At 52.0% G+C, this 15,119-nt stretch carries 10 protein-coding genes and 1 tRNA gene; 9 read left to right on the top strand and 2 right to left on the bottom strand.

Features of this window, described 5'->3' with window-relative positions; genetic code table 11:
- Positions 1 to 494 precede the first annotated feature (494 nt).
- A complete protein-coding gene (locus H3T89_RS04360) occupies positions 495 to 1,883 on the bottom strand; it encodes an AbiH family protein (protein WP_198216312.1) in 1,389 nt (462 codons plus the stop codon).
- A 2,762-nt stretch (positions 1,884 to 4,645) separates the two neighbouring features.
- A tRNA-Lys gene (locus H3T89_RS04355) sits at positions 4,646 to 4,718 on the bottom strand.
- Positions 4,719 to 5,218: 500 nt separating this feature from the next.
- On the opposite strand from H3T89_RS04355, the gene H3T89_RS04350 reads away from it, so the two are divergent.
- The 9 genes from H3T89_RS04350 (at position 5,219) to ftsY (ending at position 15,069) form a co-directional block, all read left to right on the top strand.
- Entirely contained in the window at positions 5,219 to 5,956 is a 738-nt protein-coding gene (locus H3T89_RS04350; protein ID WP_198216311.1) for an ABC transporter ATP-binding protein, read from the top strand.
- Positions 5,956 to 7,377: an FtsX-like permease family protein gene (locus tag H3T89_RS04345; RefSeq protein ID WP_198216310.1), complete on the top strand. Its 1,422-nt coding sequence runs from the start codon at positions 5,956 to 5,958 to the stop codon at positions 7,375 to 7,377. The genes H3T89_RS04350 and H3T89_RS04345 overlap by 1 nt, the downstream gene beginning before the upstream one ends.
- 37 nt (positions 7,378 to 7,414) lie before the next feature.
- Positions 7,415 to 8,680, top strand: a complete 1,266-nt coding sequence (locus H3T89_RS04340) for a sensor histidine kinase (RefSeq protein WP_198216309.1) — start codon at positions 7,415 to 7,417, stop codon at positions 8,678 to 8,680.
- Positions 8,673 to 9,347 carry a response regulator gene (locus H3T89_RS04335; protein WP_198216308.1) on the top strand — a complete coding sequence of 225 codons (675 nt, stop codon included), beginning with the start codon at positions 8,673 to 8,675 and terminating at the stop codon, positions 9,345 to 9,347. The genes H3T89_RS04340 and H3T89_RS04335 overlap by 8 nt, the downstream gene beginning before the upstream one ends.
- A gap of 299 nt (positions 9,348 to 9,646) precedes the next feature.
- Complete coding sequence (locus H3T89_RS04330) at positions 9,647 to 10,210, top strand: GNAT family N-acetyltransferase (RefSeq protein ID WP_198216307.1); 564 nt, start codon at positions 9,647 to 9,649, stop codon at positions 10,208 to 10,210.
- Positions 10,211 to 11,271: 1,061 nt separating this feature from the next.
- The gene (locus H3T89_RS04325) at positions 11,272 to 12,180 is read left to right on the top strand and encodes an ABC transporter ATP-binding protein (RefSeq protein WP_198216306.1); all 909 of its coding nucleotides are present in this window, start codon (positions 11,272 to 11,274) and stop codon (positions 12,178 to 12,180) included.
- Positions 12,177 to 12,908, top strand: a complete 732-nt coding sequence (locus H3T89_RS04320) for an ABC transporter permease (RefSeq protein WP_198216305.1) — start codon at positions 12,177 to 12,179, stop codon at positions 12,906 to 12,908. Before H3T89_RS04325 ends, H3T89_RS04320 begins: the two co-directional genes overlap by 4 nt.
- Positions 12,909 to 13,133: 225 nt before the next feature.
- Complete coding sequence (locus H3T89_RS04315; protein WP_198216304.1) at positions 13,134 to 13,697, top strand: hypothetical protein; 564 nt, start codon at positions 13,134 to 13,136, stop codon at positions 13,695 to 13,697.
- A gap of 49 nt (positions 13,698 to 13,746) precedes the next feature.
- Positions 13,747 to 15,069 (top strand): signal recognition particle-docking protein FtsY, encoded by a 1,323-nt coding sequence (ftsY, locus tag H3T89_RS04310; protein ID WP_198216303.1) that lies wholly within the window; start codon positions 13,747 to 13,749, stop codon positions 15,067 to 15,069.
- Positions 15,070 to 15,119: the final 50 nt, after the last annotated feature.

Here is a 15,119-nt window from a genome sequence, read left to right as displayed (position 1 = left end):
TAGGCGTACCTTACCAGCTGCGATAGCTCAAGGCGATGCCATGGAGGTGGATTTTGAACGAGACTCAAAGAAAGTAGAACGTCACAGGTGTCATTGTTCAGACCTATGGCGTTTGTTTGGGCCAGTTGACATGTGGGATGTGTGGTCTGGCTGATCCAAAATCGAACTGTAGTTCTGACATATTCGTGCGTGCCAAACTCGCGCGAGAGTCTCGAGACAGTGTCACTGGATTTATAGCATATCTCATTCAAGCTTATGTTGAACAGTGGGCACAGCAACTAGTCTGTGCCCACTGTTCAACATAAGCCAAGGAATAAGGTCATAAGGACAAATAGCCCCAGAACGAACCATGCCAGCCTATTGTGTCTTGTGCTTCCTCGGTGGTTAATTTCCATTGGGAGTTAAGTCACTAAGAGGCCTGATAGGGTGGTCGGGGTTGGCCGGTTGAAGCGTACCCCTTAGAAAGACGGATTCGTTTCCTGGCAACTGCAATCCTATCGTTGGCTTGCTTTGGGGCACCCAGGAGCTTGGATGACTCGGAGTCTGTTTTCCAAAAGAAGTTTGTGCATAAGATTGCGACCGTGATCTTTGTTGTCCAGAGTCTGCCCGTATGTCGTTATTAGACGATTGACTTTTTCGAACATGTCCTCCTGTGCGCTCTCGGCAAGATCATTGCTACTCTCTTCATTTTCGTCTTTTTCGTTCGTACGGTTCTGATTGTAATAGAAGATCAAGTGTGTGTTGCTTTCGTACAGGTCCACTTCATCAAAAATTGCTTGGAAGTATGAGTAGTCGGGGTCTCCTAAGGAGTGGCCAAAAAACTTAATGATAGAGGTTTCGCTGCCTGGCTGCCCAGGAAGATGTGGGCGAACCAAGTTAACCTTGGGACCTTTGCTCAATGCCATGAGTCTGAAAGTCTTAGTGAACTTAACGAGTTCACTGTAATTTTCAATGCTATTGTCAACGTTATTCCCATCGATACCGAAGATGATGTCTTCGCCATACATATCCCCATGAATATTGATGAGGTCGGGAGTGCTTCCGAATTCGTAAACTGGATTGGTGAAATTGAAGTCAAGAATCCTTGCGCTATCAGTAGGGCCGTTTATGGCGAAGGAATCCACGGGTTTATTAAAAAATTTATTTAGATTGTCGGCACCGTCTGAATTGGTCAACTGATCATTCAAGAGTTCTACCAACAAATCATTGGCAAACTTATAATATTGTTTATTGTTTTTCATTATGGAATTCAGGTAGTTGGAAAATTCCATTTCTAGACGGTGGAGTTCCCTCATCATTACTCTTATGATTGAAGCTTCATCGGTTTTGTCACTATACCAATTTATTATTAGCATAGCGACTTGCTCGTCCACAGGCATATTCACAAACACTTCAGAAGGTTGTGCTGCAATTTTAAGTTGCATTGTACCAGTTCGCTTAGGTCTGCGCTGTTCTAGATCTTGTTGAAGATTAGAGAACTTATAGCTTTGGATATAGCTTTTAACTGTCTTAAGTTGATTTTCTTCTCTGAGCTGATCTTTTCGAGGACGGTTCAGAAGCCAGTCTCTGATGCAGGCTTCAACGTCATACCAGGTTCGTACACGTTCATCTTCGATAAGCACTAGATCCCAGACAGTAATATGCTTATCCCAAAGGTCGGCAGGTAAGGATGCTCCGCACTGTCCTTGATTACCATTAGGGTAAGTAATAACTTCAGTTTTTTCTTCTAGCGTATCTGCGTTATTTCCGCTCGCAAAATAGGTTTTTAAAAGCTCGTCTATCGTCTTTTTGCGAGGCTCCTCAAAGTCTTTGAATGAGGAAGCTAACCCGCATTGAAGGTCAAAACCGTTCCCAAGAACTAGCAATTGATCGGACAATGACATTGCACGTGCTCCTTTGCTTAAGTAGTCATCTATGCACTTAAATAGTAACGATACTCCTCTGAGTGGATTGAATAGAACGAGATTGAAATATGTCAGTATGCACTGTATGTGCAGTTAACGATTGCTGATAATAATGTAGATGCCGGTCACCGGTGTTGTGTTGAACAGCGAATTAAGGCACTAAGTGTTCTTATGCTTGAGCTGTATCTTGTTCCGGTGCTGTCTAGATCAGCATTATAGTAGACACTAACTCGTGCTTGTACGGTATCGATTCGATAATTCCAACCAGAAAGGGGCTAAAAAGTCAGTTTTACGCTTTAAAAGCTTGAGCCCATTGTCTTCTTCATTCTTTGAAACAAGTGCCGGATTAATTTTGACGGTTGAGGTGATGCTGTACGAATTGAGAAATTCCCCTCTTTCCCGGTACTTCTCGTTACTGTAAAAAAATCATTCTTTTAATATTAATATATACTCTGGATGGGTTACTTGTCAGAATAACAAAAAAAGTTATTATTAAAGGCCTATAGACCAATGCTCTCCATCATTATTGTATCTCTTCAACCCGTGGTACTTGCACGATTTACAAAGTGAGTTGGGTTATTTTGAAGAGAATGCTCAGTATGAAGTTAATTTTCCAACAACTATACAGGTATAAATGCCGTATTACAGCTTTTGATTGCGTGGTACAGGCTTATAAGGCCACTGTCATAATTGAGTTGTCAGAAGTACGAAAGTATGAAGTACTCAGTGAAAAGATATACTGTATATCTGTGTATGATTCTTACAGTCAATCAGGTAAAAGGAACGGCGAATTGGCCGTTTCGCCACTATGACTGTTGCGGATAATCATACCGAGCGATTTGAATTTATGGAAATACAAATAGGAAAATAGGCAGGAGCGAATTTCGCAATCATTTGAAAGTGCCACTGCCCCATGCAAAGAGTTCCTAGCAACTAAATCCTAGTGCCGAGAGCAGGTGCTTGTGTTGATGGATTTGGGGTGCAGCTTATCGACTTCCATTATAAAGAGGAGCAAGGAGTCCCTCTTTCAAGAGCTTCGAAAATAGATTGACTGCGTACATATGTACTATTAAGTGCTATAGGAAAGTTGTCAAATCAATCTTGAAGATATACTAGCAATTACATGATGTGGCGTATCCATGCCATTAGATACGTGCAAACCCTCCGAAGTATGGGTTAGATTACTGGCGTTGCTGGATCCGCAAGGAGGGGGGTCGCCGAATTAGACATGCCCTTAACGCGCTGGAGGTGATGCGCCTTATTCGTCGTGATAGTAAGGGCAGAGGTATCTCATCCATCATCACTCTCTTAAATTCTGACGGTTCAGGAAACACATATATGCTGCCTCGGCAACAATAAAGGGAAAATGAGATGCCATATTACAAAATTCCAGCATAACTGCGGACTCTAGGCATTATTTAACAGTTGAAGAGTCTTGCTCAATTGATGCTCCTTAATCTTATTAGCCGAATCATCTGATAAGCGAAATAGCTGCATATTTGCTGGCGATGTATACACACAATGATATGCCGTATTAGTCTCTACGCGCACTCGATGTAACAATATGTTGTTGAAAACTAGTGTGAAAGGCTATTTCGCGTACCACCTCACTGCTGAGTGAGAATCTGTCAAATCTACTGAGAGCTACAAGTTCTACATAATCTGGAGCAGAAAACGCTAGAAGTTGGTCATCCAGTAGATGACAAGGTAATAGGTCATGGGTAGTGATCACTGCTGAGGTGCTTTTTTGAAGTCCTCACACTGGTGCCTGAGGGTTATGAAAGGCGGTTTACGCGTTCAATAAAATCAGGGAAAATATGACTACTTTTGAGAATTCAATTGTTTTACGCCGAAAGGAGGAAATTGCCAAAACGGCTTCAGACATTTTGGAGAGTTGATCGGCACAGTTATAGTGGGAAGAATATAACTTCTCGTAAGTTCTTTGAAACGAGTGTGTATTCCATCTCTCTAATCAGCTCTAAGAGGTTCTAGACATTACAACCTCAAAGTCATCTATGCGCTAGCAATGACGGATGGAGATGACATACGCTCTTTTCTTATCAGTATAGTAACTTTAGACATTCTAAATTCTAAAGTTTTATACAGATTTGCAAGTCTAAGAACTATAGGCGGCCGTCTACGGTAGATGTTGTTTGTTCTAGGTAGATGCCGAAGAAGTCTTTATTTATTCGGTCTGATAGCCATTAAAAACGTTCGCCTTGCCTCAGTAGAGGCTATGAGCGTAAGGGGCACGGTTAGGGAATCAAAAAAGATTGATCGTATATATATATTCGGCTGAAACAGGTCAATGATCAGCAACCGCTTATCTTTATTGTTATAGTTTTCTTGAGCTGCATTCGGTACATACAACTCATGGACCGTGTTTTTCTTGATGAGGTCGAATTGATCTTCAAAGTTGAACAACATGTTACCAGTCACTGAATGAGCATAATACTGGCACCCGCTAAATCGCTTCTTACGAAAATTGTGGGTTCGACATATTTGTCTTATAGGTGTCAATGGAGCCTAATCTCCCTTCTTCTTGCTGCCTCATACTTGCATCTGCTGTGGAGGCCGCCGTAACTTTTCTCTTTGTGACCGAAAACAGCGGTGATGAGGGAATTCTAGACAGCGCATTTGATTTAATTGGGGAATAGATGCATGTAACTATTACAGCTTGTGTGTAGTGACATAATTAATACGCACGACTAATATCAGCACTATTGGAATGCTGGTCCAAGTGCCCCCCGTGGGACTCGAACCCACAACCCACGACTTAAAAGGACGCTGCTCTAACCATTGAGCCAGAGGGGCAACATCTCAACACTACATGTTTGTTTTGGATTTTTCCAGTTCGCGGCAAGCCGGTTCTCAGGGGAAGCATCACTGAAAACCTGTACAGCTCGATGAAGAATCTCAGCATGAAACGTTATCCTTCCGCCCACTTAGGAAGGTTGTTGATATGCGTGGAGGGCGGGTGGTGGCAGGCACTGAACTTGTGCGACGGAATCCGTGCCGGGACAATAAACGAACCTGTATGCCAAAGCTTCTGCCAAGGCTGTAGAGAGGCATTCCTTCCCGTTAGGCGTTGGCCGGTCTTTGTTTTGCCATCTGCAGATGGCAAACTGGCGGCCGATGTTGATTCCCCGTACTCGGATTGAAAGAATCATCCCTGCGAGGCGATCTCTTGCCCTCGCAACTGCGCTGAGGGAGGGAGCTCCGATGAAACAACCGGCTCAATACGCATCGCTGCACGTACAGAGCATTACAGGCTCATACTGGCATTCACCCGTTTGCAAGCACTGGATACTGCCATGAAGCATACTGTCGATCCTTCCGGCCAGGGCGAGCCCTTCCCCATCCATGCATCTGGTCTGTGCAAGCAGGTTTCACCCAGGAAAGCGGAGACCATAACTCTCTTAAACAATGTGGAATTCACTGCATCTTGGAGAGCCATGACCGGGATTGTAGGGCCATCGGGTAGCGGCAAATCAACCCTGCTCTACTGCCTGGCCGGTCTCGAACCAGTCAGCTCGGGCCAGGTGGAAGTCCTGGGTCGGCGCATCTCTGCCATGGGGCCTGCGGCATCGGCACGGTTCCGCCGTGCGCACCTGGGTTTCGTTTTCCAGTCCTATAATTTGGTGCCTTCGATGAGTGTGGAAGACAACCTCAAGCTGCCTTTCATTCTGCGCAAGACCCGCTGGTCGGAGGATCAGGCGGTCGAGCTGCTGTCCAGGCTCGGCATCAGGGGACTGCTCAAGGCCAATGTGACCCTCCTGTCAGGGGGCGAGCAGCAGCGTGTGGCTCTGGCCCGTGCGCTGATTTCGGAACCCGATATCATCTTCGCCGATGAGCCTACTGGCGCTCTTGACCAGGAGACCGGCAACGCGGTCGTCAATGAGCTCGCCGCCTTCGCAGAGCGACCGGGCCACGCAGTGATTATGGTCACCCATAGTCCGGAAGTCGCCTCCCGTTGCAACACTCTGGTGCATCTGTGCGACGGTCGCATAGTCACAGCCGACAAGGTTCCTGTGCCGAAAGCGGGCATCTGATGCGACTTCTTCTGCGAGATTTCAAGGATGCCCCCTTGGCCTGGTCTGGTGTCGCCCTCGTGCTGATCGCCTCGCAAACTATGGTCGGCCTGCTTGCCATGATGCTCTCTTCAGCCAAGGCCCTGGGCGACCTTCCCGGCATGGCCGAGCAAGGTCGTACCGCCTACCAAAACTTGATGATCCCCTTTGTCGCACTGCTCGTTGCCGCAGTATTGATCGTTCTGCAGGTCGTTTCGTCGGTGATCAACCAGCGCAGACGCAACCTTGCCCTGTTAGCCATGCAAGGCGCCACACCTTGGCAACTGACCTCGCTGACCTGTGTGCGCGTATTCATCTTGGCGCTCGCGGCCAGTGGAGTCTCGCTGGCGGCCTCTTTTCTGCTGGCCCGTCCCCTCTATGCCTGGCAGACCTCACAGTTCCTGATCGGCAGGCAGCCTTTTATTGCCAGCCACCAGCTGGCTTCCTGGATGGTAGGAACCTCATGCGGAGTATTGGTGGCTTTGATCGGCACGCTGCTGACCATCCGGACCATCAGCAGGATCAGTCCGGTGGAATCCCTGCGGGCCGCAATCATCCCCCCAAAAACAGCGGGCTTGGCTCGTCGTATCGCCGCTGTCTTGTGTTTGCTGGAGGCATCAACAGCCATGCTGATGCCGATTATGCAAGCGCGGACCATTCCTGGTGAGCAACTGGTCCGTTTGCACACCGCGGCGCCCATCCTGCCTATCGCCATGGGAAGCACTTTCGGCTTCATGCTCCTGCTGGCCGCAATCTGTTTGGCGGGTCCCTCCCTGCTGGGTGCGGTCACCAGCGGCTGGACCAGGCTCGTCGCTCTTCACAGCCCCTCATGGCTGATCGCTTGCCGGCAAGCCAGCGCCCGCATGCGTAGTCTCAGCTCCACGGTCCTACCGCTGGTCGTGGGGGTTTCATTGCTGATGATGACCGATTCCTTCTACCAGACCAGCGCCGATTCCAGTCATCTGCTGCCTCCCAACCTGGATGTCAGCAGCTCTGATTTCTCCATGCTCATTACGCTCCTGGGCCCCGCACTGGTCGTCACGCTGGCTGGAGTATGCGCAGGATACCTGATCTCAGCCCATGGTCGAAGCCTGGATCTGTCCCTCATCTCGATCGCTGGCGCAGACCCGAATCAACTTGAAATCATGTCCGCCCTTGAAGGGTTCATCATGGCAACCACCGCCGTACTGATATCCTTCACCTCCAGCCTCCTGCCGGTCATGGCCTACGCTGCCGGATTTCGCAAGGTCTTCGGCGCTGCCAGCATCGGTATACCTTGGGCTCACTGGGTGCAGGTCTACCTGCTTCTGTCTTCGGCGGCATCGTTGGCTTCATGGGTCACGGTGCGCAAATCAGCAAGTCGCTCCCCTGCCGGTGTGATAGCACAGTACACTGGCGAATGAACCTGGGCATCCTCGGCATGCGGCGTGAGGGGGCGCGATGAAGGGCATGGCAACCTACCTATTCGAGCTGTTGAGCAATCAACGCTTGACCAGATTTGCCGCGCCTCTGCTGAGCCTGGTGTATACGATTCTCTATGTCAGTGCCCCTACGTTTCCTCCAGCCTGGGCCGAGAACATTCCTTTGCCCGTTTGGAAGACGGCCATCGGTCTGATCGGATTCCTGTGCTCCTGCCTGCTGTACTGGAGCAGGCAGCTTCCCCTGCTCATCACGACCATGGAGACTCTGACGTACGTCGGTCTGTCATTTGCCACCTCGGACGATAGCTTCCTGATACCCTTGGTAGGCGCTCTTTATTTCTGCGTCTGCCTATCACCGGTACCCAAGAGTGCGGCAGGCGTGGGTGAGGCAGTCGCGGCCGTCAGTCCGGTCACCTTCAGCATGCATGCCGGGCACATGCTCTTTCTGGAATGGTCGGCCAGGATGGCTGTCATCATGGCTGTCGTAGCCGCTGCCGTAGCCGTCAGATCCTACCGGATTCGACGCGAGACGCAGCAGCGTGAGGAGCGGGAGCGCATCCGCTCTGAGATGCTTGCCAGGCAAAGGGATCAGGCTGTATCACGTGCCCAGGTGGCAGGGGAGTTGCACGATAGCGTGGGCCATGATCTCACCACAATCATTGCCCTGACCCAGGGATTCGCTGACTCGGTTGAAGTAGAGGAGCTGCAAGAGGTGCTTAAGGACATCAATCAGGTGGCCAGGGATGGGTTGGCCGACACCCGACAAGCCGTCCGTACCCTTGTCCAAGAGCATGAGGCGCTACCTGAAGAGTCCGATGATGATGGGCGCAGCTATGGTTCCAGGCTGCACACGCTCGATGAACTCGACACCGTGATCGCCCATGCCCGCGCGGCTGGTCTGGCTGTCGTGTCTACCGAAACAGGGCATCGGCGGCAGGATCGCAGACAGGACAACCTCTGCTTCATCATCAGCAGGGAGGCAATCACCAACACGCTCCGGCACGCTTTAGACCCGAGCGCCATCGTCATCTCCCGCGACTATGAGCAGGGCGGCACCCTCCGAATCAGCATCCGCGACGATGGGCATGGGAATGCACATCGACAAGCCTCGGGCGATTGGAAACCGGCCATTCATGACCATCCAGGAGTGGGCCTAAAGCAGATTGGCGAGCAATGCCGACTGATGGGAGGGAGTCTGAGTTGCGGGCCGAGCGAGAACGGGGGGTGGACTGTAGAAGCCATTCTGCCTGGCGCCAGCGAGAAAGAGGGCAATGCCCATGATTGACCTGATGCTGGTCGACGACCTTGCGCTCCTCCGCAAGGGGTTGGTGCGCATGATCGAGGCCGACCACGATTTACAGGTCGTCAGACAAGCCTCCAACGGTCAGGAGGCAGTGACCATGCTTCGAGAGATGAAAGCAGCCGCGCAGCCACTTCCTCGGGTGATCCTCATGGACGTTCGCATGCCGGTGATGGACGGCATCAGTGCCACTGCGGTCATTGCCAAGGAGTTCCCCGACATTCGCACGCTGATCCTGACCACCTATGACGAAGACGATTACGCCTTCACCGGTCTGCACGCAGGAGCTTATGGATTTCTTCTCAAGGACGTATCCACCAGAGACCTGCATCGAGCCATTCGCGCAGTGGCTGATGGTGACGCAGTGCTCACCCCCCGTATCACAGCAGAGCTCATCAACCGTGACAGAGCATATGCGCGGCATAAGGTCAGTGACCCGCAGGCCCGGCAGCAGCTGGATAAGTTGACCCCCAGGGAGTACGAGATAGCCGGGCTCATCGCTCAGGGGCTGTCCAATCAGGAAATAGCCCAGCGTCTCACTCTCGAAATCACCTCCATCCGGCGCTACGTAAGTCGCATACTCGACAAGACCGGCCTGCGAGACCGTACACAAATCGTCATCACATGGTTTCAGGCCGGAATGTCTGACTGACGATCCCTGATCAGTTGTTCAGGGCATCGCGAGGAGAAAAGCAGAAAGAACAATAGATTCCAGAGCTACGCTTTCGTTGACCTGATGAAGCTGAAGCTGGGAACTGAAGAACAGAACTTAAGTTTGGAAGAACCTTGTTGAACATTGTGATTCTTGCTGTATTGAGTTCCGACTACTCACCCATGTGCGCGATGTTCCTGTGGCGCTTGTCTTCTTTGGAAACTCGAGTTCCGTTGAATGCTGCTCAGGTAAGCTGAAGCACAAAGGGGTGGCCAAGTACTCGGCAGAAGAGGTGGACCATGGGAATCCGTCTGGTGAGGCTGGACCGGCCGGGAGCAGTGGGTGCCGAAGCGGTTTGGGAATATCTGCAGGTCTGTCGTGCTCGAACTGAGGATGAAGCGGCTGGGCTCGGCCCTTTGGAGAACTGTCACAGCCTGGATGAGGTTCGTCGGTCAGGCCTGCCTGAGGTGGCTCATCAGGCGCGCGGCGATGATCTGCCGCCGGGGTTTGTGCCCGCCCTGCAGTTCGCCGCCATGGACCCCAGCGGCAAACTGGTGGGGATGATTCAGCTGAGGTTGCAGCTTACGCAGGCGCTTCTGCGCACTGGCGGCAACATCGGCTATTCGGTCCGCCCGGATTGTCGCCGGCTGGGCTATGCCGGGCTGATGCTGGATGAATGTCTTCGACAAGCTGCCACTCTGGGCATGAGTAGGGTCCTGATTACTTGTTCCCCGTCGAATCTGGCCAGCCGCCGGACCATCCTTTCGCGTGGCGGGCAACTGGAGAATGTGCTCCCCAGCAGATCTGGTCAGCCAGTAGAACGGTATTGGATTGATTTGTCTTCGAAACGAACAGATCGGTAAACGCAATCTTGGATGCAAAAGCAGCTTTCATGTAATTGCTTCCTGGCTAGGCTCTCTGCAATGATTTTCTCCGGCTATGACGTATATGCGCATCCAGAACGCGAACTTATTTTAAGCTTATTTTGAGCGAATGCCGGTTAGTGTATATTTTGTTTTTATGCACATTCCGTGCATTATATACGACGGCAAAGGAACCGCCATGAGACAAACAGCTTCGACACAGAAACCATCCGATAAGCCGCAAGTCATTGCTGTCAGGTTTTTTGCCCTGGCATTAATTCTCGCCCATGTTATATCGTTTGCCACCGGTTCACAGTTCTGGGGTTCATGCACATACCCAGCAGTTTGGCTAATGATGATTGTCTTCATGAAGGTAAGAGACTGGCGGCGAAACGGTGAAGGCCAGCATCATTCGAGATAGCCAATACGCGAAAAGGGCGAAATAGTGGGTTCCGTTGATAACTTGCAGAGTTTCGCATCATCGCCGTCGCTGTTCGTTCGCGCGGTCTACTGTTGTCGGCGGTCAACCTCCCCACTGGTGAGCATGAGCCGGGGGAACAAGCATCGCACTTTTCTCAATATCCGCTTTTGCTGATACTGGTATGGCTTCTCTTACCAAAGTGCCGATTGGGAACAAAGTAGATGTACCCGTCCGCCCCTTGGCGGCCCGCTTGATAAATGGGAATATGCTGTTCCAGCTGCAGGTAAACCAGTAGTGGAATCAGTGTTTGCCAGTACGTGCTCTTGGATGCCATAATTTGTGGGACGGTGGCGGTTTTATGTCTGATCCAGCTTGTATTTTATTAGAAAATGCCTGAAATTCTGGGCTCATGGGTGAGGAAAGAATATGGATTAATAAGCTATCGTAGTTGAAGCAGATGGTCTCATGGAAAAGACCATCGGAGCCAAAATCACCATACTATGCTGGGCCGGAATTTGGACTGATTCTTTCCTCCACCTGCGCAGACTCAGCAAATTGAAATAGTCATGAATAGACAAGCAGCAATAGACGACACAACCCGCGCTTTACCACATCAGTATTGACGCTGAAAGGCTCTGGAATGGGCAATATCGAAGTAAGCGTATCGAACCTTACTGTTCGAATAAAGAACAAAACGATTCTCTCTCATCTTTCATTGGAGGTTGAAGAAGGGGCCTTCCATGGGGTCATCGGGCCAAATGGCGCTGGAAAGACAACCTTGTTCACCGTCTTGGAAGGACTGCAAAAACCGGTTGAGGGAACGGTCTCTGTTCTGGGCAAGACGCCCTATCCACGCAACCCGGCCCTGCTGCGCCAAATAGGCATCCAGCCTCAAAAGTCGTCCTTCTTCCCCAAAACGACGCTCCTTGAGCACCTTACTGCAGTGGCCGATATCTACCAGGTGCCCCGGTCGCGTGTGGACGATCTTATTGATGCATTGAAACTGGATCATGTGGCATCCAACAAGGTTGAATCATTGTCCGGCGGCGAACAGCAGAGACTGGCCATCGCCACGGCTGTCGTCCACCATCCTCGGCTGCTCTTTTTGGACGAACCCACTGCTGCCCTCGATCCTGAGTCACGCCATGACCTTGTGAGCCTGCTCAAATCCAGTCAGCAATTGGCCGCCACGGTTCTTTATACAACGCACCATCTGGACGAGGCGGAGCGGTTGTGCAACGTGGTCTCGATCTTGGCGGATAAGCATATTCTCGTAACAGCCAGTCCCAGCAAGCTTATTGCACAAGCAGAGATGGAATCGACCATTCTTCTTCCAAATGCCTTGGATCACGCTGATCAAGTAGCCCATCTCGTGGGGGACGACTATGTAAAGGTCACGCCCGATGGTCTAACAGTACGCACCCGGGATACCGGAGTTACTTTCGCAAAATTGGTTGATTCAGGGATCAATACAAGCCAGGCGCAAGTCAAGGATGGGCGTCTGGAGGATGTCTACCTTCGCCTTCTCGAAAAGGAGAACGTCAAATGAGCAGCTTCAAAACTCTATTCAAATTGATGTTCCACTACGATATTCGTGACTGGTCCACCCTGGTTTTTACCTTTCTCTTTCCGATAGCTCTGTTATTGGCGCTGGTCCTGTCTTTTAAGAGCTACGTTCCTGGAGTTGATATTGCCAGTCAAATCAGCGCCAATGTCATTGCATTTGGCGCGGCCTATGTGGGTATTTTTGCAGGTGCTTCGCACCTTGCTCTCTGGCGTGAGAATGGCATGCTTCAGACGGTTCGCAATTTTCCTCTATCCTGGAATGTGATTATCCTCTCCCAGGCTGTTGTGGGTATCGTCGTCCTCCTGGCGCAGGCTGTAGTGCTTGTCATCTTGGGAATGATCATGGGAATGAGGCTGAAACCGACATTTTTGTCGGGATTGCTTCCCCTCGTTCTTGGCTATCTTTTGTTCTTTTTCCTGGGTGTCATTATCGCCGTGATAATTTACTCCATCGCAGGGGTATCCATCCTTGCGAACATCATTATTCTGCCCCTTGGCTTCATCGGCGGAGCTATGATGCCGCTCAATATGCTACCGTCCTGGGTGCAGACCATTGCCCCGTATACGCCCCTATATCACATGCGGGAGGCCTTATCGATGATGCTGATCGGATCGGGCACCTGGCCTCATGCCTGGCTCGGGATCCTCTACCTGACCGTGGGCTGCATTGCCTCAGGGCTTGTTTCCATCTACGGATTTCGCTGGAAATGATACTTTTGATGGCTATGCATCTTTTGTCGCCATTGCAGGAGATTTCTCGAATGGTAGTTGCGGACCTTGCTGAGCGTAATTCCTGCAATAGTCTTCCTACTTGCCTGCGACTGCCTTGGGTGTAAGAGGGGTCCTGAGCATCTGCTGACCTGCCAGTGTGAAAGAGACCGATAGATTCCTCGTGTCTTAGCGCGTCTGAGGGGTTCTTCTGAGAGAATGGCAGGTATGGTCTGGCTGATTGTCCTGGTATGGGTGCTGGTGGTTGCGGCATTCATCGTATTTGTCATGCGCTTGGCGCTTGGTGAGTCCCAGGACCGTGCCTTCTCCCAGTCTCTGGATGAGCGTGTACGTCGGGCCGCCCGCCGTCAGCAGGAACGAGAGAATAAACTGCCACGTATAGCAGGAGGGCACCTGTCTTTCGCCCCTGGTTCGGGCGAGGATGCGCCAACCGCTGAAGACCGCGCACATCCCTATCCGGTCTATGTCAATGCATCCTCCGTGGTGGAGGTTCGGGGTATGCTGGCCTCCGATTCCACAGACGAGATCAATGTGCCTCCGCCACCAAGCAGCGATTCTTCATCATCGGTCAATCCGAGACAGAAGAATAATGCCATGCAGTCGGCTTCCGCGGCCTCTGGGCCTCCAACCCCCAGGAACTCCACCCTGCGATCATCCAGCCCTGAGCCTTCGCGTCCGCAGCGGTGGGAGCCTCAGCCCACCACCTCCGACATCATGCCTGCAGTCAAGAACGGTTCACAGATGGGAAAGAGTCATCCGAGCGGAAAGTGACCGCTCTTGATGACCGTTCGTGTCCCTTTTCGCCTTTAGGCTGGTACCTATGACAACACAGCAGATCCTTATTCTTATCGCGGTGTTGATCGTCCTGGTGCTGGCGGTGGTCGGCATCCTGGTGGCGGTCCGCAAACGCCGGTTCCAGGGGGATTCCGCGCGCTCTGGCAGGGCGGAAGAGCCTGGTGACGGTAGATCCTCTTTGTCCCCGAAATCGGCGGCTTCTGCGGCAAAGAGTCAAGCTGAAAGCCGACCTGGCGCTTCCCGAAAATCTTCGTCGGATGGCCAGGCAATCCAATCTGCCTCGTCTGCATCGGATGCATCCTCCAATCCGGGCGCGCCTAAAGGTTCAGCAGGCTCAGTCGCTTCAGAGGCATCCAGTCAATCGTCCTCGGCCGACCAGGAAGCACTGTCGGCACAGGAGGAGCTGGCTCACCCGGAGGCATCCGCATCCCGTATGACCAGGCTCAAGGCCAGACTGGCCAAGAGTCCCAACCCCTTCGGCAAGGCCCTCTTTGCCATTCTGACCAAGGATCATCTGAGCGAGTCCGACTGGGAGGATGTGGAAGACACCCTGCTCATGGCGGATGTGGGTGCCGAGGCCAGCGAACAGCTGGTGAAGCAATTGCGTGACGATGCCCGGATTACCGGGCAGAAGGACCCCGCAGCAGTGCGTCGTGGCCTTCGTCAGCGCCTGATCGATCTGGTCGATCCCAATATGGACCGAACTCTTGTGGCTGCCCGACCCCAGGCCAACAGGCCGTCGGTCATTATTATGGTGGGCGTCAACGGCACCGGCAAGACCACCACGGCGGGCAAGCTGGCCAGGCTTTTCGTGGCCGATGGCAAGTCAGTGGTCATGGGTGCCGCCGATACCTTCCGCGCCGCCGCCGCTGACCAGCTGGAAACCTGGGGCGGCAAGGTGGGTGTGCCCGTGGTCCGCAGCGACCGTGACGGTGCTGACCCTGCCTCCGTGGCCTTCGAAGCCGCCGAACGAGCCAAAAATGATCAGGCAGATGTTCTCATTGTGGATACGGCCGGCCGTCTACAGAACAAGGCCAATCTGATGGACCAACTGGGCAAGATCCGGCGGGTGATCGAGAAGAACCTGCCCGTGGACGAGGTCCTGCTGGTTTTGGATGCCACCACCGGGCAGAACGGGATGATCCAGGCCCAGGTCTTCGCCCAGGCCATCGGGGTCACGGGCATTGTCCTGACCAAACTGGACGGCTCGGCCAAGGGTGGCATTGTCATATCTGTCCAGCGGGAGCTGGGTGTGCCAGTCAAGCTGGTCGGGCTGGGTGAGGGCCCTGACGATCTGGCCGTTTTCGACCCCGAGTCCTTTGTCGACGGCATTCTGGGAGACGAGTAGTCCGGTCCGTTGGTCATAAGGTGGTCATCCAATAGTCACCCGGAGGTAAT

Origin of the sequence: Bifidobacterium sp. W8114, assembly GCF_016101165.1 — a bacterium.
GTDB classification, from domain to species: domain Bacteria; phylum Actinomycetota; class Actinomycetes; order Actinomycetales; family Bifidobacteriaceae; genus Bombiscardovia; species Bombiscardovia asteroides.
Note: the sequence above shows the minus strand (reverse complement) of the source record. Positions and strands in the feature narration are given on the sequence as shown.

Bases quoted from the DNA above. Each gene is read 5' to 3' on its own strand.
- H3T89_RS04320 (WP_198216305.1), top strand. From the start codon at position 12,177: ATGAGCAGCTTCAAAACTCTATTCAAATTGATGTTCCACTACGATATT.
- H3T89_RS04345 (WP_198216310.1), top strand. From the start codon at position 5,956: ATGCGACTTCTTCTGCGAGATTTCAAGGATGCCCCCTTGGCCTGGTCT.
- H3T89_RS04330 (WP_198216307.1), top strand. From the start codon at position 9,647: ATGGGAATCCGTCTGGTGAGGCTGGACCGGCCGGGAGCAGTGGGTGCC.
- H3T89_RS04360 (WP_198216312.1), bottom strand. From the start codon at position 1,883: ATGTCATTGTCCGATCAATTGCTAGTTCTTGGGAACGGTTTTGACCTT.
- H3T89_RS04340 (WP_198216309.1), top strand. From the start codon at position 7,415: ATGAAGGGCATGGCAACCTACCTATTCGAGCTGTTGAGCAATCAACGC.
- H3T89_RS04315 (WP_198216304.1), top strand. From the start codon at position 13,134: ATGGTCTGGCTGATTGTCCTGGTATGGGTGCTGGTGGTTGCGGCATTC.
- ftsY (WP_198216303.1), top strand. From the start codon at position 13,747: ATGACAACACAGCAGATCCTTATTCTTATCGCGGTGTTGATCGTCCTG.
- H3T89_RS04350 (WP_198216311.1), top strand. From the start codon at position 5,219: ATGAAGCATACTGTCGATCCTTCCGGCCAGGGCGAGCCCTTCCCCATC.
- H3T89_RS04335 (WP_198216308.1), top strand. From the start codon at position 8,673: ATGATTGACCTGATGCTGGTCGACGACCTTGCGCTCCTCCGCAAGGGG.
- H3T89_RS04325 (WP_198216306.1), top strand. From the start codon at position 11,272: ATGGGCAATATCGAAGTAAGCGTATCGAACCTTACTGTTCGAATAAAG.